Here is an 18902-nt window from a genome sequence, read left to right as displayed (position 1 = left end):
CGGCGGCTGCCGGAGCCGCCGGCTTCCATCCCTTGGGTACGCCGTTCGTCGGGGTCAGGAGGGCTCGACCGGGAGCCAGAGCTCGCAGGTGGCGGTGCAGAAGTCGGCCGCGAGCTCCAGGATCGCCACGATCGACGGGCCCGGCCGCAGCCGCCACGGGTTCGACGGGAACCACTCGGTGGCGGTGGCCGCCCACGCCGTCTGGAGCGCGTCCGGGTACGGCCCGCTCGTGTGGAACACCGCCCACCGGCCGGCCAGCACCTCGATCACGTCGAGGTCGTCCGGCACCGCCGTCGCGTTCGTGACCGCGACCCCGTGCAGATAGGTCAGCTCACTGCCCTCGGCAGCGTCCGGGTCGGTGCCGTCGGTGACCTGGAGCAGCCCGGCCGGCTCGGTGTCGCTGAGCGCCTTGAGCCGGGCGTGCTCCGACACCGGCAGCGCGGCGATGTGCTGCTGGATGTGCGGGTTGACGCCGCGATGAATCAACGGAACGCGGGCGGCGTGCCCGATCAGGCGGTACGCCGGGTGGTCGGCGATGCGGACATTCATGGGGGTGCTCCCCTCGACGGTCAGGCGGAACCTGAGCTGCGGTTGTGAACGAAGGGGGCCGCCGTCACGGCGTACGTCACCGGGGCCGGCGCCGTGCACGGCTCGGAACGCTCGCCCGAATGCCTCGGTTGAGGCGTACCCATGCCGCACCGCGATGCTCAGCAAGTCCTCCTCGCCGCGGATCACGGCGGCGGCCGCGACGGTCATCCGGCGGCGGCGCACGTACTCGGACAGCGGCATGCCGGCCAGCGACGAGAACATCCGGCGCAGGTGATATTCGGTGGTGCCGGCCGACCGGGCCAGTGTGGCGAGGTCGAACTCGCCGTCCTCGACCAGGTCGACGATTCGGTTGAGTGCTGCAATCATCCCGGCCTCCCTTCGCCCACTAGCCTGGCCGAGGGCGTACCGCCCGCGCCCGACCGTAGAGAACCGATCCGATGAGTTTCGGCCCCGGCGCCGGTCTACCGATTTGTTGATACGTTGCTTGAAGGGATCACTGCGATGGCAAAGGTAATCTCCACCCTCTTCATCTCGGCCGACGGTGTTGCCGAGATAGACCCGGACTGGCACTTCCCGTACTTCGACGAGAACATGGGCCGGGCCGTCACCGAGGATTACGAGACGGCCGACGTGCTGCTGATCGGCCGGTCGACGTTCGACAGCTTCGCCGGCGCGTGGCCCGACCGGGAGAGCGCCGGCGGCGAGGACGCCCCGTTCGCCAAGCAGATCGGTGACATGCGCAAGGTCGTCGCCTCCCGGCAGAACCTCGAGTTCACCTGGCGCAACTCTGAGCTGATCGACGGCGAGCTGACCGACGCGGTCCGCGCACTCAAGGCCTCGCCGGACGTCAAGGGCATCCTCATCCCCGGCTCGATCTCGGTGGTGCAGCAGCTGCTCGCCGCGGGGCTCGTCGACGAGCTGCGCCTGCTCGTCCACCCGGTGGCCGCGCGTAAGGGCCGCAAGCTGTTCGACGAGGGCGACGTCGCGTACCACCTGAAGGTCTCCGCCACCGAGGCGTTCCCGACCGGCGTGATCCGGGTGATCTACGTTCCGGCCGAGCCGCCCGCCCCGGCCGGTTACGAGGAGACAAAAGGCCAGGTATAACAGCGCGTGTGACGCACACTGAACTGTCGCGGGCCGAGGTCCGTGTGCTCGACGCCATCAACGAGCAGAGCCTGGTGGACGAGCTGGTCGCGATGATCCGCGTCCCCAGCGTGACCGGCACCGACGCCGAGTCCGAGCTTCAGCACTGGCACGCGGGACAGCTGACGACACTCGGGTTCGACGTCGACACCTGGAAGCTGGACCTGACCGAACTCGCCGCCCACCCGGATCACCCCGGCACCGAGGCGCCCCGGACCGAGGGGTACGGCGTCGCCGGCACCCTCGGCCCCTCCGGGGTGCCGGCCCTCGTGCTGCAGGGCCACGTCGACGTCGTACCCACTGGTGACCTCGGCAAATGGGACGACGGTGACCCGTGGAGCGGGTCGATCCGGCAGAACGCGGTGCACGGCCGGGGCGCCTGTGACATGAAAGCGGGCGCGGTCGCGAACCTGGCCGTGGCCCGCGCGCTGGTCGCCTCCGGCGTCACCCTGGAACGCCCCTTCGCGCTGCACACCGTGGTCAGCGAGGAGGACGGCGGTCTCGGCGCGTTCGCCACGATGCTGCGCGGCCACCGCGCCGAGACGGCCGTCATCACCGAGCCGACCAGCGGCAACGTGGTGGTGGCGAATGCCGGCGCGCTGACCTTCCAACTGCGGGTACCGGGCCGGGCCGGGCACGGGAGCACCCGGCTCGCCGGGCACAGCGCGATCGACGCGTTCCTGCCGGTGCACGCGGCGATCGGCGAACTGGAACGTGCTCGCAACGCCCAGCCGGACCCGATCTTCGACGGCAACACGCTGCCGTACCCGATCTCGATCGGCACGGTCCGCGCCGGCGACTGGGCCAGCAGTGTCCCGGACCTGCTGATCGCCGAGGGCCGCCTCGGCGTCCAGTTGGGCGAGCCGCCGGCGTCGGCACGGGCCGCGCTCGAAACGGCGATCGCGGAGGTCTGCCGCCGCGACCCGTGGCTGCGCGACCATCCGGTCTCGGTGACCTGGCCGGGCGGTCAGTTCGCGAGCGGGCACATCCCGGCCGGTCATTCGCTGATCGGCGAGGTCCTGGGTTCGATCCAGGCGGTGGAGGGTCGCGCGGCCGCGACGAGCGCAGCGCCATACGGCAGTGACCTGCGGCTTTACACGGGTCTGGGCGGAATTCCGACACTGCACTACGGCCCGGGCGACGTTCGCCTCGCGCACGCGCCTCGCGAGCTGGTCGACATCGACGAGCTGATCCGTACCACCCGCTCCCTCGCGGTCCTCGCCGTCCGCCGCTGCCACGCCCACCTCTGACCCACCCGCCCGCCGCCGCGCCGTCCATCCCTGTCGCCCGGCTCGGCCGCACGCTTCACCACCGTCGCGTCGACCCGGGACTGATGGCCCTCCGGTGTCCTCCGGTTCGTGCCCAAGATCGGGCGGCAGTCCGGAAACGAGTCGACTTCAGGTTCCATCCGCGCTGTTCCATCCGCGCTGTTCCATCCGCGCTGTTCCATCCGCGCTGTTCCATCCGCGCCCGAAGTCGACACGCCCCGGGTCGCGCCCTGGTGCGTGTGAAGTTGGGGCGCAATCCGCAGCAATCCTGCGGATGAGCAGCGGGTTCGGGCGGCGCGGCGACTCTCGTTGCGAAGCGCCGTTGAGATCTTGTGCGACCCAGCCGCCAGATCGACCGCAAACGCACGAGTTCCAGGGCGACCGTCCGCCGTCCGCGACACGTCGGCTTCAGACGGTCCGCGAGCGCCCTCGTCACGCGGTGCCACCACAATGGATGAGAGCGCCAAATCTTGGAAACCTGTGATGCCCAGAACACCCACGAGTTTCCAAGAACCGGCCGGCGACGACACTCCTCGCCCGGCGCTCATCCTCCGTGACGGTCCGGTGAGACGAGTAACGCCGACCGGATACCAAGCCACAGCGGGCGGGATCTTGGACATCGCGCCGCCGGGACGAACCCCAGGTTCCTGTCGAAACGCCCCTGACCCCGAGGGCACCCACCACCACGATGGCGAGAGTCGAGCGCATCTGAACTCGACACACAAGCTCCGAATCCGCCAGCCGCACAGAGAACGTGTCGACTTCGGGTCTAATCCACGCCCCAATTCGACACAACCCTGGCCGCGAACTTTCCGGTGAACGCAGGCGAACGCGTTCTGTGGGCGCTCATCGCCGTTCCCGGAAGCCCACCGTGTGCGCTCACCGCCGTTCCCGGAAGCCCACCGTGTGCGCTCATCGCCGTTCCCGGAAGCCCACCGTGTGCGCTCATCGCCGTTCCCGGGAGCCCACCGTGGGCGCTCATCGCCGTTCCCGGGAGCCCACCGTGGGCGCTCATCGCCGTTCCCGGAACAGCACCGTGTGCGCCTGTCACCCCTGGCAGCCCGCGGCCAGGAGGTCCGGATCCAAGCACCGACGCCGCGATCCCAGGCGGCCGAACCCACGCACCCTGAAGCATTGCAACTGCATTGCCATACAGGCTAGCATCGTTGGCAATGCAGTCGTATTGCTTCACCTGGAGGCTCCCATGCTTGTCGTCCCTCTTGCTCAGGCCGCGGACGCCGGGATCGTCGGTGGTAAGGCCGCGGCGCTCGGGGAGATGATCCGGGCTGGGGAGAACGTTCCGGACGGCTTTGTGATCACCACCGAGGCACATCGGCAGCAGACGCTCCCCCGGGACGAGATCAACGCCGCCTACAACAGGCTTGGCGCCGGGGCTGTAGCTGTCCGGTCCAGTGCCACCGCCGAGGATCGTCCGGAGGCCAGCTTCGCCGGGCAGCACGACACCTTCCTCGACGTGACCGATATTGACAGCCTCCTCACCGCTGTCGCGAAGTGCTGGGACTCGGTGCGGACGCCGCGCGCCGTGGCGTACCGCGAGACGCACGACGTCGACGAACCACTGATGGCCGTCATCGTGCAGCGGATGGTTCAGGCATCGACGGCCGGCGTGCTATTCACCGCCGACCCGGTTACCGGAAGCCGCGCGTCGATGCTGGTGGAGGCCACGAACGGGCCCGGCAGCGGCGTTGTCGACGGCACCGCGCCGGTCGTCCGATCGGTCCCCGCCGAGGACAGCCCGCTGCGTCAGGCCGGCGAGCGACTGCAGGCGATCTTCGCGGTCCCGCAGGACATCGAATGGGCGATCGACGCCGACGGCGAGCTCTGGCTGCTGCAGTCGCGGCCGATCACCACGCTCTTCCCGGCACCGCCGGCACACGACGGACCGCTGCCGCGGATCTATGTCGAATTCGGTCACGTTCAGGGCATGCTGCGCCCGGTCACGCCGATGGGCATGTCCACCCTTCAACGGATGATCACTGGGATGCTGGCGTCGCTCGGCGTACACGCGGAGATCATCGACATCGGTGGGCGACTCTACGGTGACCTGTCCGACCTGGCCCGGCACCCGTCAGCGCGCAAACGCCTGGTCAAGCTGATGGCCGTCGACTTCGGCCCCCGCGCACAGGCCGTCATGGAACACGTCCTTGCCGACCCGCGATTCGCTCCCGTCCAGGACGCTCCGGCCCTGCGGGCCGACAGATCAAAATCGGCCTTGGGTACGGCTTTCCGCGCGGTCACCGGAATCCTCCGCGCACTTACCAGCCCCGATGCGGCGCGGCTGCGTGTCCTCGACGCCGTGGACCGGCTCAGGCTGAGCGCTCCGGCTCCGGCAGGTGTGACCACGCTCGCCGACAGGCTTGCTTGGGTACGCGCGGACGACCCCGACGACACCCTCGCTGACGACCTGACCTGGCCGATCGTCGCCGGGCTGCTGGCCAGCGCGGTACCCGGTGAACTGCTGAAAGGCATCGCCGCCACCGACGAGATCCAGACCGTGCTCGGCGGGATGCCCCACAACGTGACGATCGAGATGGACCTGGCGTTGTGGCGGCTGGCACAGGGCGCGGCCGCCCACCGTGACCTGCTGCTGGAGACTCCGCCTGCGGACCTGGCCGCTCGGTGTCGCGACGGCTCACTGCCGGAGATCGGCCTGTCCGAGTTCCTGGGGACCTACGGGCATCGTGGCCCGGCCGAGGCCGACCTGGGCGTGCCGCGCTGGTCCGAAGACCCGGCGGGGCTGTTCGCCGCGATCGCCAACTACCTGCGCGTGACCGATATGGACCAGTCACCGGAGGCCCGGTTCGCGTCCGCTGCCGCTGCCGGGGAGGCCGCCCTGGAACATCTGGCCCGGCGCGTCCGGCGGCAGCGCCCGATCCGTGGACGGCTCGCCGTGTTCCTTCTGCGTCGTGCACGGGCGTTGTCGGGACTCCGCGAATACGGCAAGTTCGCCGGGTTGTACCGCCTTTCCAGCGTACGGAAGCAATTGATGTTGATTGGTTCTGATCTTGTTGGGCTCGGGGTTTTGTCGGAGGCCGGTGACATCATGTTTCTGACGCTGGACGAGGCGGAGGGGGCGGCGGGATCCGGCGCTGACCAGCGCGCGCTGGTGGCGGAGCGGCGGGCAACTTATCGCGCCGAGTCGCGGCGGCGGCATGTGCCGGTGGCGTTGCTGTCCGACGGGACCGATGTGGAGACGACGCTGCCCGCGTCCGTCGCGGGCCACAGCGGGCAGGGCGACGGGCACGGCAGCAGATGGCGGGGCAACAGCTCGCAGGGCGCGGGGTGGCAGGGCGTCGGCGCTTCTCCCGGACGAGTGACGGGGCGGGCGCGGATCGTCCATGATCCGGCGGTGGCGCGGATCGAGCCCGGCGACATTCTGGTGGTGTCGACGACCGATCCGGCGTGGACGCCGCTGTTCCTGACCGCCGGTGGCCTGGTGAGCGAGACCGGCGCGGTGATGGCGCACGGGCCGACGGTGGCGCGCGAATACGGGATTCCGGCGGTGATCAGCGTCCCGGGAGCGACATCGCTGATCACCGAGGGCGAGTTGATCACCGTCGACGGCGCGGCCGGGACAGTGATCGTCGCCGCCGCGGTCGTGGGCGCCGGCGACGCGAGCGCGGGCACGGTCGGCACGGGCACGGGCGATGCGGGCACGGTCGGCGCGGGCGCGGGTGATGCGGGCGCGGTCGGCGCGGGCGCGGGTGATGCGGGCGCGGGTGATGCGGGCGCGGGTGATGCGGGCGCGGGTGATGCGGGCGCGGGTGATGCGGGCGCGGGTGGTTCTGTCGGGGGCTCGTGAAAGCATCGCTGGCATGCCGAAGAAGGTGGACCGTCAGGAGCGGCGCACGCAGATCGCCGACGCGCTGATGCGGGTCGCCGCCCAGCAGGGGCTGGAAGCGGTCAGCCTGCGTCACGTCGCCGCCGAGGCCGGGGTGTCGGCGGGCATGGTGCAGCACTACTTCCGCACCAAGGACGAGATGATGACGTTCGCCATGGACGTGGTCCGGGACCGCAACGAGGCCCGGATCACGGCGGCGCTCGGGGCGCTCGGCCCGGCTCCGGAGCCCCGGGATCTGCTGCGGACCTTCCTGGTGACGGTGCTGCCGCTCGGCGACGAGTCCCGGGCGGACGGGCGGGTGGCGCTGGCGTTTCTGGCGTACCGAGCGGTCCGCCCGGCGGCGACACCCGCGCTGCGGGAGGAGACCGCCCAGATGGTGTCCTTCATGGCGGGCCTGCTCCCGGACGGCGACGAGAAGGCGGCGGCGGGGTTGCTGGCGCTGATGGAAGGGCTGGGGATGTACCTGCTCGGCGGGCAGTACACGGACGGCGAGGCCGTGGCGGCCCTCGACGCTCAGCTCGACCGGCTGTTCTGAATTTGTCGTACCCGGGTGCCAGGATGCGGCGGGCGCGGCGACTGAACCGGCGCCTACGTGAGTTCATCGCGCCTGCGCCGGCGATTTCCTGCGCCGACGTTCTCGCGGGTCGGGCAGCCGAGGGTGGGGCCGCAGCCGCCGCACGAGTGCAGCACCGATGCGGGCCGAATATCGTCACGCACGGTGAGAGCGCTGCGGGATGCTGCCCGCGTTCAGGCTCGATCTTGGAAACCTGTGGGTGCTCTGACCCCCGGCGGTCTCCACAAAGCCAGCACCATCCACCATCGTGGTGACAACGCGTCACCCGAGACCTCGCGAACCACCCTAAAACGACCGCCTGCGGCGGCGGCCGCCGGGACGTTGTGAGTCTGCGGGCGGCGGGACGGCTGAACCGCACAAGATCTGCGGGCAACGCCTCGCAGCGAGAGCTGCCGCCCCGCTCGAACCCGCAGTCGGCCCGGCGGATGGCGAAAGTCGACAGATGAAAGGTCAGGTCGACCAGGCTCCTCACCGCCGATCGCGTCAGCAAACGCGCGACGACACCCCGCGACGTCAACCGCGCGACGACACCCCGCGACGTCAACCGCGCGACGACACCCCGCGACGTCAACCGCGCGATGTCAACCCCGCGACGTCAACCCCGTGACGTCAACTGCGGGAGATCAGCCGCGCGGCTATGCCGTCCAGCAGCAGGGTCAGTGCCGCCGGATAGGCGCTGGCCACCATTTCCGCCGCCAGCAGCGGAGCTGCCTCGGCCAGGTGCGGGTGGGTCGCGGCCGGCAGCCGGCGGTACGTCGACTGCCACATCTCCTCGTCGGAGTGCAGCGCCGCGTTCGGCAGCGCCAGCGACGCCGCGTCCAGCGCTGCGAAGGCCAGCGTCTGGTCGATGAAGGCGTGATAGACCGGCACCGCCTCGGTCACCGATAAACCCGCTCCCCGCAGGACACCCAGGACCGCCTCGTCCGCTGCCAGCTCGTTCGCACGGCCGGTCACCCGGCTCGTGGTCAGCACCGCCGCCTGGGGATGGGAGACGTACGCGGCATGGATGCGCCGTCCGAGCGTACCCAGGTCGTCTCTCCATGATCCGGAGGGTGACCAACCGTGCAGAGCCTGACCGATGAGGGTGTTGCCGATGGCGAGCGTGAGCTCGTCCATGCCGCGGAAGTAGCGGTAGAGCGTGCTCGGATCGCAGTCCAGGGCGAGGCCGAGGCGGCGGGCGGTGAGGCCGGTGCTGCCGTGCTCGCGGAGCATGCGCAGAGCCGTCGTGATGATCAGTTCCTCGGACAGGACGGTGCCGCTGCGGGTGGGCCGGCGACGGCGGCGGCGGTCCTCGGGGACGACGGGCTTCGGCATGGAACCACAGTAACTCTTATGCCAACGCAGTTGACCATAGTGATGACAACGACGTTTGATCAGGGAAGCAACCCGAGGAAAGGAACTTCTCATGCGTATCCTGCTGGTGGGTGCCGGCGGTGTCGGCACAGCCATCACACGGATCGCCGCCCGGCGCCCGTTCTTCGACGAGATGGTGGTCGCCGACTACGACCTGGGGCGGGCGCAGGCCGCGGCCGCCGCGACGAACGACCCCCGGTTCCGCGCCGAGCGGATCGACGCGAGCGATGTCGAGGCCGTAAAAAACTTGATCACGCAGGTGCAAGCGGATTACCTGCTCAACGCCACCGACCCCCGCTTCGTGATGACGCTCTTCACCGCGGCGCAAGAAACCCAAACCGGATATCTCGACATGGCTATGTCGCTGTCCCGGCCGCACCCCGAGCGCCCCTATGAGCAGGTCGGCGTGATGCTCGGCGACGAGCAGTTCGCGCAGGCCCCGGAGTGGGAACGCACCGGCAGGCTTGCGCTGGTCGGCATGGGTGTCGAGCCGGGTCTCTCGGACGTCTTCGCCCGGTACGCCGCCGACGAACTGTTCGACGAGATCGACGAGATCGGCATCCGGGACGGTTCGAACCTGACCGTCGACGGCCTGGAGTTCGCGCCGAGCTTCAACATCTGGACGACGATCGAGGAGTGCCTGAACCCGCCGATCGTCTGGGAAAAGGAACGGGGCTGGTTCACCACGGCGCCGTTCAGCGAGCCCGAGGTGTTCGACTTCCCCGAGGGCATCGGGCCGGTGCAGTGCGTCAACGTGGAGCACGAGGAGGTGCTGCTGATCCCCCGGTGGGTCGGTGCGAAGCGGGTCACCTTCAAGTACGGCCTCGGTGAGGACTTCATCCGTACCCTGCAGACCCTGCACGCGCTGGGCCTGGACCGTACCGAAGGGGTGATCGTTCCCGGACCGGCCGGGCCGGTGAGTGTCTCCCCGCGTGACGTCGTCGCCGCCGGGCTGCCGGATCCGGCGAGTCTCGGTGCCCGGATGCGCGGCAAGACCTGCGCGGGCACCTGGGTCAGCGGCGTCAAGGACGGGCAGGACCGCGAGGTCTACCTCTATCACGTGGTCGACAACGAGTGGACCATGGCGGAGTACGGCAGCCAGGCCGTCGTGTGGCAGACCGCGATCAACCCCGTGGTCGCTCTGGAACTCATCGCGAACGGGACGTGGACCGGGGCCGGCGTGCTCGGGCCGGAGGCGTTCCCGCCGAAACCGTTCCTGGATCTGCTGACCGCGTACGGCTCCCCCTGGGCGATGCGCGAGCAAAAGAGTTACCGACCCAACAACGTCCGGTAATCCAGCCCGACTCTGCGCGGAACCCGCGCTAGCCTGCTGAAATGATCCAACCTGCCGCGCGCACCACTCGGCGCGGTGACCTGCCGGTTCCCGGTCAGCGCCGGCAGAGCGACTCCGCGGGCGCGGTGCTGCGCGCGGTTCTCGATTACGGCCCGATCGCCCGCAGCTCGATCGCCCGCGCCACGCGGCTCTCCGCCGCCTCGGTGACCGGCCTGGCCGCGTCCCTTCTGGAGCACCGGTTGATCCGGGAGGTTCCGGAGGCGGCCGGGCCGCCGGGGATCGGCCGTCCGCATGTCCCGCTCGACATCGACGGTGATGCGGTCGCGGTGATCGGGGTGCACATCGCGGTGCCACGGACCACTGTGGCGCTCCTCGATCTGCGCGGCCGGGTGCTCGCGCAACGCCAGGACCTGCACCGGGACAAGCATCCGGACAGCGTGATCGCGGCGCTCATCGAGGGCGTCGCCACGCTGCGCCGCGAGCACGGCGCGAGGCGCCGGGTGCTCGCTCTCGGTCTCGCGACCGGCGGCTGGGTCGATTCCTTCCAGGGTACGGTCGTCGAGCACCCGGCCCTGGGCTGGAACGACGTGCCGATCGGCGCTGCGCTGGCCGGCGCGACCGGGCTTCCGGTCCGCATCGACAGCAATTCCCGGGCGCTGTTGCGCGCCGAGCAGCTGTTCGGCGCGGCGGCCGCGCAGGCCCGGGGCAGTGCGGTGCTGTTGTTCGTCGGCAACGTGGTGGACGTGGCGTTCTCCAGCGGTGGCGTGATTCATCAGGGTCCGCGGTCGGCGGCCGGTGCGGTGGCCCATCTGCCGGTCGAGGGATGCGACGAGGTGTGCTCGTGCGGGCGTACCGGCTGTCTGCAGGCCGCGGTCTCCGAGCGGGTTCTGGTGCGGCGGGCCCTGGCGGCGAACCTGATCGCGCGGCCGGACATCCACGGGATCGTCGACGCGGCCCGGGACGGCAGCGCCGCGGCCTTCGCGCTGCTGGAGGAACGCGCCCGCCTGGTCGGCCGGGCCGCCGCGCTGCTGCACGACCTCTTCGACCCGGAGGTCCTCTTCGTCGCCGAGGGCGGCGCGAACCGCCTTCCGGAACCCCTCGAGACGGTACGCGCACAGATGCGCCCCGGCGTCGCCGACACCGTCCGGGCATCGAGTTTCCCGTCGCATGTGCTGGCCACCGCCGGCGGAGCGGTCGCCCTCGATCACGTCTACGCGGCACCGCTGTAACCAGCCGTTACTTAATTCAACGCGGTGCATGCTTGCCTCTTAATCCTATATGCATAGTATGAGTTCAGGACGGCGGTGCACTCGCTGACCTGCGACTTCCCCCTGCCCTCCTCCACACATGAACGGAGGACCACCGATGATCACACCACCCCGCAAAGCCGTGCTCGCCGGCGCCGCCGCTGCCCTTCTGGCTCTGAGCTCGGTGAGTGCTTGCGCGAAGGACGAGGCCGGCGCGAGCCTCGAACTGACCTCGGCGCTGCCCGACACCGTGCCGAGCGGCACCGAGCTCCGGCTCGGCGACCCACAACTGCAGTCCGTCATCCAGGCGTCCGGCCTGGACTCAGAACTCACCGACGCCGGTGTCGCTGTCGAGTGGGCCAACATCAGCGGCGGCCCGAAAAGCATCCAGGCGTTCCGCGCCGACAAGCTCGACTGCAGCGCCGTCGCTGACATCCCGTCGCTCTTCGCGGCCTGGACCGGCACCGCCACGAAGATCGTCTTCCAGGCTGTCACGATCGACCCGCTGAAGTTCCCGATCTACCAGCTCGGCGTCGCGCCGGGCGTCAGCGTCACCTCCCTCGCTGACCTGCGCGGCAAGAAGATCGCCTACAGCGCCGGCCAGGCACAGGGCGCGCTGGTGCTGCGGGTCCTGCAGAAGGCCGGGCTCAGCCAGTCCGACGTCACCCTGGTCGAGCTGACCAGCAACGGTGACTCGTACGTGACCGCGCTGGGCAGCAAGGCCGTCGACGTGGCGCCGATCGCCGCGGCCAACGTGAAGATCTACAACGCGAAGTACCCGGGCGCCACCGCGATCAACACGGGTATCCGGGACGACGCGTCCACGCTGTACTGCCTCACCAAGTCGGTCGAGGACGCTGACAAGGCGGCGGCGCTGAAGGCCTATGTCGCTGTGCGTACCAAAGCGTTGCTCTGGGCGAACGAGCACCCGGACGAGTACGCGAAGGCCTACTACCAGGGCGTCCAGGGTCTCAACGAGGCCGATGCCAAGGACGTCGTCGCCACCGACGGCGCGAAGGGCATCCCGGCGACCTGGGACAACGCGATCAAGCGTCTCCAGGAGACCGCCGACCTGCTCGCCACCGAACAGAAGCATGACAAGCTCGACGTGAACACCCTGGTGGACCGGCGGTTCGAGAAGGTGCAGGCCGAGGCGGCCGGCGCTGCAGTGGTCACCGGGGATGCGGCATGACAACGACAGTCCACGCGCCTCCGGAACTGGCGACGTCGACTGACGATCGTCGAGTCGTCCGCAAGAGGCTGGGTCCTGGCAAGCGGATCCCGTTCGCGTTCTGGATCGGCCCGGCGCTGTTCCTGGCCGTCTGGGCGGCCGGCTCGGCGACCGGCGTCATCTCCCCCGCCATCCTGACCGCGCCGTGGGATGTGGCGATCGCGTTCCAGGACCAGTGGGTCAACCACGACCTGCTCGGCAACATCCTCTCCTCGCTGCAGCGGGCCGTGATCGGCCTGGCTCTCGGCGTGATCACCGGCGCGGTGCTCGCGGTCATCTCCGGCCTGTCCCGGATCGGTGAGTCGCTGATCGACGGGCCGATCCAGATCAAGCGGTCGGTGCCGACGCTCGCGCTGATCCCGCTCTTCATCGCCTGGTTCGGCATCGGCCAGGAAATGAAGATCGTGACCATCGCCCTGATCACCCTCGTGCCGATCTACGTGCACACGCACAACGGCCTGCGCAGCATCGACGGCAAGTACGCCGAACTCGCCGAGACCATCGGCATCGGGCGCGGCGAGTTCATCCGGCACATCGTGCTGCCCGGCGCGCTGCCCGGGTTCCTGCTGGGCATGCGGTTCGCGGTGACCTCGTCGATGCTCGGCCTCGTCGTCGTCGAGCAGTACAACGCGGTCGCCGGCATCGGTCACATGATCACCCTCGCCGAGCAGTACGGCCAGACCGACGTCATCGTGGTCGGCCTGGTCATCTACGGCGTCTTCGGATATTGCGCCGACAGCGCCGTCCGGCTGACCGGAAGGAAGGTGCTGGCATGGCGCCGGACGTTGGAAGACTGAGCACCCAGACTGCGGTAAGGGTGCGGAACCTGCATCGCAGCTTCAGCAAGAACGGCGGCGTGCTCAACGGCCTCGACCTGGACATCGCCGCCGGTGAGTTCGTGGCGCTGATCGGCCGCTCCGGCACCGGCAAGAGCACCCTGCTGCGAGCACTCGCCGGACTCGACCGCGGCGTCGCCGGGCACGGCCAGATCGCGGTGCCGGAGAACGTGTCGGTGGTCTTCCAGGACTCCCGGCTGCTGCCCTGGAAACGGATCCTGGACAACGTCGTCTTCGGCCTGCGGGGCAGCGACGCCGGTGAGCGCGGACGACAGGCCCTGGACGAGGTCGGCCTCGCCGGGCGGGAGCAGGCCTGGCCGTACCAGCTCTCCGGCGGCGAGCAGCAACGGGCCGCGCTGGCCCGTTCGCTGGTCCGCGAGCCGCAGCTGCTGCTGGCCGACGAGCCGTTCGGCGCGCTCGACGCGCTGACCCGGATCCGGATGCACGTCCTGCTCCGCAAGCTGTGCGAGGCGCACCGGCCGGCCGTGCTGCTGGTCACCCACGACGTCGACGAGGCGATCGTGCTGGCCGACCGGGTGATCCTGCTCGACGACGGCGTGGTCCGCACCGACGTACGCGTAAACCTGCCGGACCGCTCCCGATCCAGCGCCGGATTCGCCGAGCTGCGCACGTTCCTGCTGGACGAGCTGGGTGTCGAGGAGGAGAACCGATGACCCGTCAGCTGCACTTCAACCTGTTCCTGCACGACACCGGACATCACGAGGCGTCCTGGCGACTGCCGGAGTCCGACCCGTACGCGAATCTGTCCTTGCAGGCGCATCAGCGCCTGGCGCGCATCGCGGAGGACGCCAAGTTCGACTCGGTCTTCCTGGCCGACAGCCCGGTGCTCTGGAGTGATCCGGGCCGGCGGCCGTCCGGCAAGCTGGAACCGACGCTGCTGCTGGCCGCGCTGATCGGCAGCACCAGCCGGATCGGGCTGATCGCCACGGCGTCGACGTCGTACAACGAGCCCTACAATTTGGCGCGCCGGTTCGCGTCGCTCGATCACCTGAGCCAGGGGCGGGCCGGGTGGAACATCGTCACCACCGCCGGCGACGCGGCCGCCCGCAACTTCGGTCTCGACGACCAGCCGCTGCACAAGGCTCGTTACGAACGCGCCGACGAATTCCTCGAGGTGTCCACGAAGCTCTGGGACAGCTGGGGCGACGACGCGATCGTGGCCGACAAGGCGGCCGGTGTGCACGCCTCTTCCTCTCTGGTGCGAAGCGTGGACCATCACGGCACCTTCTTCCGGGTGGACGGCCCGCTGAACGTGCCGCGTTCACCGCAGGCCTGGCCGTTGCTCGTACAGGCCGGGTCGTCGGAGGACGGCAAGGAGTTCGCCGCGAAATGGGCCGAGGCCGTCTTCACCGCCCAGCCGACGCTCGCCGAGAGCCAGGCGTTCTACGCCGACCTGAAACGCCGGGCCGCCGCAGCCGGTCGCGACCCCGATCATGTGGTGATCCTGCCCGGCATCGTGCCGGTCATCGGCGACACCCCCGCCGAGGCCCGGGAGCTGGAAGCCGAGCTGGAACGGCTGATCGCGCCGCAATACGCCGTCGCGACGCTGGCCTACACGCTGCGGGTCGACGCTGCTTCCTTGCGGCTCGACGAGCCGTTGCCGGCCGATCTGCCGGACGAGGCTGAGATCGAGGGCTCGAAGAGCCGCCGCACGCTCATCGTGGATTGGGCACGACGAGAAAACCTGACGGTGCGCCAGCTCATCGGCAAGCTCGGCGGCGGCCGCGGCCACCGCACATTCACGGGTACGCCCGAACAGGTCGCCGACACGATCCAGGAGTACTTCGAGAACGGGGCCGCCGACGGGTTCAACATCATGCCCGCTGTGCTGCCGTCCGGTATCGAGGCGTTCGCCACCAAGGTCGTACCGATCCTCCAGGAGCGCGGGCTGTTCCGTACCTCCTATGAAGGCACCACCCTGCGGGAGCACTACGGGTTGCCGCGCCCCTCGAATGTCTTTGATCCGATCGGAGTTCGATGACCATCCCCCTGCGCCCGTTCGGCCGCACCGGTGTGAAAGTCAGCGCCCTCGCGCTGGGCACCATGATGTTCGGCTCGCGGGGCAACCCCGACCACGACGACAGCATCCGGATCATCCACCGTGCGCTCGACGCCGGGATCAACCTGGTCGACACCGCCGACGTCTACAGCCAGGGCGAATCCGAGGAGATCGTCGGCAAGGCGCTGCTGGGCCGTCGCGACGACATCTTCCTGGCCACCAAGTTCCACGGCCAGATCGGCGACAACCCGAACCACTTCGGCAACTCGCGCCGCTGGATCATCCGGGCGGTCGAGGACAGCCTGCGCCGTCTGCAGACCGACCACATCGACCTGTACCAGGTGCACCGGCCCGAGGAGGACACCGACTTCGACGAGACGCTCGGCGCCCTGTCCGACCTCGTCCACCAGGGCAAGATCCGGTACATCGGCACGTCGACGTTCCCGCCGTCGGCGATCGTCGAGGGCCAGTGGATCGCCGAGAAGCGCGGCCGGGAACGGGTCGTTGCCGAGCAGCCGCCGTACTCGCTGCTGGCTCGCGGTGTCGAGCGTGAGGTGCTACCGGTCGCCGCGCGGTACGGCCTCGCGGTGATCCCGTGGAGCCCGCTCGCCGGCGGCTGGCTGACCGGCAAGTTCCGCAAGGGCGCCGCACAGCCGCCGTCGAGTCGTGGGGGCAGGCAGCCGGGTCGCTTCGAGATCGACGCACCGGAGAACGCGGCGAAGCTGGAAGCCGTTTCGGCGCTCGCCGATCTGGCCACGCAGTCCGGGTTGTCGCTGATCGAGCTGGCGCTGGGATTCGTGCTGGCGCACCCGGCGGTGACCGCGCCGATCATCGGGCCGCGCACATTGTCGCAGCTGGAGGATCAGTTGGGCGCGGCGTCGGTGCGGTTGAGCCCGGACGTCCTGGCCGAGATCGACAAAATCGTCCCGCCGGGCGTCACCCTCTCGAACCGTGATCGGGGATACCAGTGAGCCCGACGTTTCTCTGGTACATCCCGAACACCGTGCAGGCGGGGCATCGCGGTGACGACGCCGTCGCCGGGTACGGCAGCCTCGACCACTCGACCGACCTGGCGCTGACCGCTGAACAGCACGGCTGGGAGGGTGCGTTGATCGGCACCGGCTGGGGCCGGCCGGACACGTTCACCGTGGCCACCGCGATCGCCGCCCGGACGACGACGTTCCGCCCCCTGGCGGCGATCCGGCCCGGGTACTGGCGGCCCGCGCATTTCGCCGGCGCGGCCGCGACGCTCGATCATCTCAGCGGCGGCCGGCTGCTCGTCAACATCGTGAGCGGCCAGGACAACCTGGCCGCCTACGGCGACGTCGAAGGAGATCAAGCCCAACGGTACGCACGAACGAAAGAGTTCATGCGTCTCGTACGACGGCTGTGGACCGAGGAGAACGTGACGTTCGAGGGTTCGCACTTCCAGGTGACGAACTCGACGGTCGCGCCTCGGGTGGTGGGCAACGGGCCGCGCCTGTATTTCGGTGGGGCATCCCCCGCCGCCGAACGGGTGGCCGCCACCGAAGCCGACGTCCAGCTGTTCTGGGGCGAACCGCTCGAGGGCATCGCCGACCGTGTCGAACGGCTCCGCAAACTCACCAACGACCTGGATCGGGACTTGCCCGAGCTGGAGTTCGGTCTCCGCATCACCACTGTCGTGCGCGACACGACCGAAGAGGCGTGGCGTGACGCCGAGGCCAGGGTCGCGGAGATGGCGGCGCAGTCCGAGGCGTTGCACGACCGCAAGCTGGACCAGCATCGAGGGCCGGCGGTAGGCCAGCAACGCCTGCACGACCTGGCCGAACGTGGCGACGTGCTGGACTCGTGCCTGTACACGGCGCCGGGCCGGTATGGGGGTGGCGGTGCCGGGACGACGTGGCTGGTCGGGTCGGCGGATGACGTGAGTGCGGCGCTGCTGAAGTATGCCGAACTGGGGATCAGCCATTTCGTGCTGTCGGATACGCCGTACAAGCGTGAGACCGCTCGGGTGGGCGACGCGTTGATAGGCCGGCTACGCGAGTCGTTGAGCAAGCCCCGGCAGGTGATGGACCCGCCGGGGCCTGGGGTCTAGCGACCGGCGACAGCCGGTGCTGATGCGCTGACCGCGCGCAGGATGTCGTCGACGCGGTCCTTCGCGTCGCCGAAGAGCATGGCGCAGTTGTCGCGGAAGAACAGCGGGTTCTGCACGCCCGCATACCCCGACGCCATCGAGCGTTTGAAGACGATGACCTGGTCGGCTTCCCAAACCTTCAGGACCGGCATGCCGGCGATCGGGCTGGCCGGGTCGTCCATCGCCGCCGGGTTGACCGTGTCGTTGGCGCCGATCACCAGGACCACCGACGTGCCCGCGAAGTCGTCGTTGATCTCGTCCATTTCCAGGACGATGTCGTACGGAACGCGCGCCTCGGCCAGCAGCACGTTCATGTGCCCGGGCAGCCGGCCGGCCACCGGGTGAATGCCGAAGCGGACGGTGACCCCGCGATCGCGCAGCACCCGGGTCAACTCGGCAACACCGTGCTGGGCCTGTGCCACCGCCATGCCGTACCCCGGTGTGATGATCACCGAGTCGGCCGAGGTCAGCAGGTCGGCGACGCCTTCCGCGTTGATCTCGCGGTGCTCGCCGTAGTCCTTGTCGCTCGCCGGGCCGGCCTCGATGCCGAAACCGCCGGCGATCACCGACAGGAACGAGCGGTTCATGGCCTTGCACATGATGTACGACAGGTACGCACCGGACGATCCGACGAGCGCGCCGGTGACGATGAGCAGGTCGTTCTCCAGCAGGAACCCAGCCGCAGCGGCGGCCCAGCCGGAGTAGCTGTTGAGCATCGACACCACGACCGGCATGTCGCCGCCGCCGATCGAGGCGACCAGGTGCCAGCCGAGCAGCAGGGCCAGGATCGTGACCACGATCAGCAGCCACAGGCTCGGCGCGATGACGAACCAGGCGGTCAGCGCGACGAAGGCGACCAGAGCCCCGACGTTGAGCAGGTTCTTGCCGGGCAGCATCAGCGGGCTCGACTTGATCCGGGCGGACAGTTTGAGGAACGCCACGATCGAGCCGGTGAAGGTGACAGCGCCGATGAAGACGCCGATCACGACTTCGGCACTGTGGATGCCGAGCATGCCCTCCACCGTGAGCAATGTGATCTCTTCGCCGCCCGGCGAAGCCTCGACGTGCAGGTAACCGTTCCACCCGACCAGCACCGCGGCCAGGCCGACGAAGCTGTGCAGCAGAGCGATCAGCTCCGGCATTCCCGTCATCTCTACTTTTCGCGCGCGATAGAGGCCGATGGCGGCTCCGGCCAGCGTCGCCACCAGCAGCAGGGCCAGGCCCAGCCCGCTGATGTCACTCGTGATCGCCAGCGCAACGGTCGCCACCAGCGCCACCGCCATGCCGGCGACACCGAAACTGTTGCCGAGCCTTGCGGTCTCGTGCTTGGACAACCCCGCCAGCGCGAGGATGAAGAGCAGCGCGGCGACGATGTAGGCCGCCTGTGCCGAGGTCTCCACTGTCATCGG

General features: G+C 69.4%; 15 protein-coding genes. 12 read left to right on the top strand and 3 right to left on the bottom strand.

Annotated features, from left to right (window positions below):
* Nucleotides 1-54 precede the first annotated feature (54 nt).
* On the bottom strand, nucleotides 55-915 hold the full coding sequence (locus ACQP2E_RS15655; protein WP_433832252.1) for an AraC family transcriptional regulator: 861 nt from the start codon (nucleotides 913-915) through the stop codon (nucleotides 55-57).
* 135 nt (nucleotides 916-1050) lie between these two features.
* On the opposite strand from ACQP2E_RS15655, the gene ACQP2E_RS15650 reads away from it, so the two are divergent.
* The 4 genes from ACQP2E_RS15650 to ACQP2E_RS15635 all read left to right on the top strand — a co-directional run bounded on the left by ACQP2E_RS15650 (nucleotide 1051) and on the right by ACQP2E_RS15635 (nucleotide 7357).
* Nucleotides 1051-1653: a dihydrofolate reductase family protein gene (locus ACQP2E_RS15650; RefSeq protein WP_433832250.1), complete on the top strand. Its 603-nt coding sequence runs from the start codon at nucleotides 1051-1053 to the stop codon at nucleotides 1651-1653.
* Nucleotides 1654-1661: 8 nt separating this feature from the next.
* Entirely contained in the window at nucleotides 1662-2942 is a 1281-nt protein-coding gene (locus ACQP2E_RS15645) for an ArgE/DapE family deacylase (protein WP_433832249.1), read from the top strand.
* Between the two features lie 1222 nt (nucleotides 2943-4164).
* Nucleotides 4165-6783: a PEP/pyruvate-binding domain-containing protein gene (locus ACQP2E_RS15640; RefSeq protein WP_433832247.1), complete on the top strand. Its 2619-nt coding sequence runs from the start codon at nucleotides 4165-4167 to the stop codon at nucleotides 6781-6783.
* Between the two features lie 13 nt (nucleotides 6784-6796).
* Nucleotides 6797-7357, top strand: coding sequence for a TetR/AcrR family transcriptional regulator (locus ACQP2E_RS15635; protein ID WP_433832245.1), 561 nt, complete (start codon nucleotides 6797-6799; stop codon nucleotides 7355-7357).
* A 648-nt stretch (nucleotides 7358-8005) separates the two neighbouring features.
* Here the strand turns inward: ACQP2E_RS15635 and ACQP2E_RS15630 are convergent.
* The gene (locus ACQP2E_RS15630) at nucleotides 8006-8710 is read right to left on the bottom strand and encodes a TetR/AcrR family transcriptional regulator (protein WP_433832243.1); all 705 of its coding nucleotides are present in this window, start codon (nucleotides 8708-8710) and stop codon (nucleotides 8006-8008) included.
* A gap of 91 nt (nucleotides 8711-8801) precedes the next feature.
* Here ACQP2E_RS15630 and ACQP2E_RS15625 point away from each other — a divergent pair, with 91 nt between their 5' ends.
* The 8 genes from ACQP2E_RS15625 (at nucleotide 8802) to ACQP2E_RS15590 (ending at nucleotide 17454) form a co-directional block, all read left to right on the top strand.
* Nucleotides 8802-10043 (top strand): saccharopine dehydrogenase family protein, encoded by a 1242-nt coding sequence (locus tag ACQP2E_RS15625; RefSeq protein ID WP_433832241.1) that lies wholly within the window; start codon nucleotides 8802-8804, stop codon nucleotides 10041-10043.
* Nucleotides 10044-10084: 41 nt separating this feature from the next.
* Nucleotides 10085-11272 (top strand): ROK family protein, encoded by a 1188-nt coding sequence (locus tag ACQP2E_RS15620; protein WP_433832239.1) that lies wholly within the window; start codon nucleotides 10085-10087, stop codon nucleotides 11270-11272.
* A gap of 136 nt (nucleotides 11273-11408) precedes the next feature.
* Nucleotides 11409-12482 (top strand): ABC transporter substrate-binding protein, encoded by a 1074-nt coding sequence (locus ACQP2E_RS15615; protein ID WP_433832237.1) that lies wholly within the window; start codon nucleotides 11409-11411, stop codon nucleotides 12480-12482.
* A complete protein-coding gene (locus ACQP2E_RS15610; RefSeq protein WP_433832235.1) occupies nucleotides 12479-13318 on the top strand; it encodes an ABC transporter permease in 840 nt (279 codons plus the stop codon). The genes ACQP2E_RS15615 and ACQP2E_RS15610 overlap by 4 nt, the downstream gene beginning before the upstream one ends.
* Complete coding sequence (locus ACQP2E_RS15605) at nucleotides 13294-14031, top strand: ABC transporter ATP-binding protein (protein ID WP_433832233.1); 738 nt, start codon at nucleotides 13294-13296, stop codon at nucleotides 14029-14031. The genes ACQP2E_RS15610 and ACQP2E_RS15605 overlap by 25 nt, the downstream gene beginning before the upstream one ends.
* Complete coding sequence (locus ACQP2E_RS15600) at nucleotides 14028-15359, top strand: LLM class flavin-dependent oxidoreductase (RefSeq protein WP_433832231.1); 1332 nt, start codon at nucleotides 14028-14030, stop codon at nucleotides 15357-15359. The genes ACQP2E_RS15605 and ACQP2E_RS15600 overlap by 4 nt, the downstream gene beginning before the upstream one ends.
* Before the next feature lie 2 nt (nucleotides 15360-15361).
* Nucleotides 15362-16348 (top strand): aldo/keto reductase, encoded by a 987-nt coding sequence (locus ACQP2E_RS15595; protein WP_433833934.1) that lies wholly within the window; start codon nucleotides 15362-15364, stop codon nucleotides 16346-16348.
* Nucleotides 16345-17454, top strand: coding sequence for an LLM class flavin-dependent oxidoreductase (locus ACQP2E_RS15590; protein ID WP_433832229.1), 1110 nt, complete (start codon nucleotides 16345-16347; stop codon nucleotides 17452-17454). Before ACQP2E_RS15595 ends, ACQP2E_RS15590 begins: the two co-directional genes overlap by 4 nt.
* Here ACQP2E_RS15590 and pntB read toward each other — a convergent pair.
* Entirely contained in the window at nucleotides 17451-18899 is a 1449-nt protein-coding gene (gene pntB / locus ACQP2E_RS15585) for a Re/Si-specific NAD(P)(+) transhydrogenase subunit beta (protein WP_433832227.1), read from the bottom strand. The two genes, ACQP2E_RS15590 and pntB, sit on opposite strands and share 4 nt — an antisense overlap.
* Between the last annotated feature and the right edge of the window lie 3 nt (nucleotides 18900-18902).

This window comes from Actinoplanes sp. CA-015351 (assembly GCF_050955685.1).
Lineage (GTDB): Bacteria > Actinomycetota > Actinomycetes > Mycobacteriales > Micromonosporaceae > Actinoplanes.
The sequence above is the reverse complement of the archived record's forward strand: the minus strand, read 5'-3'. Positions and strand labels throughout refer to the sequence as shown.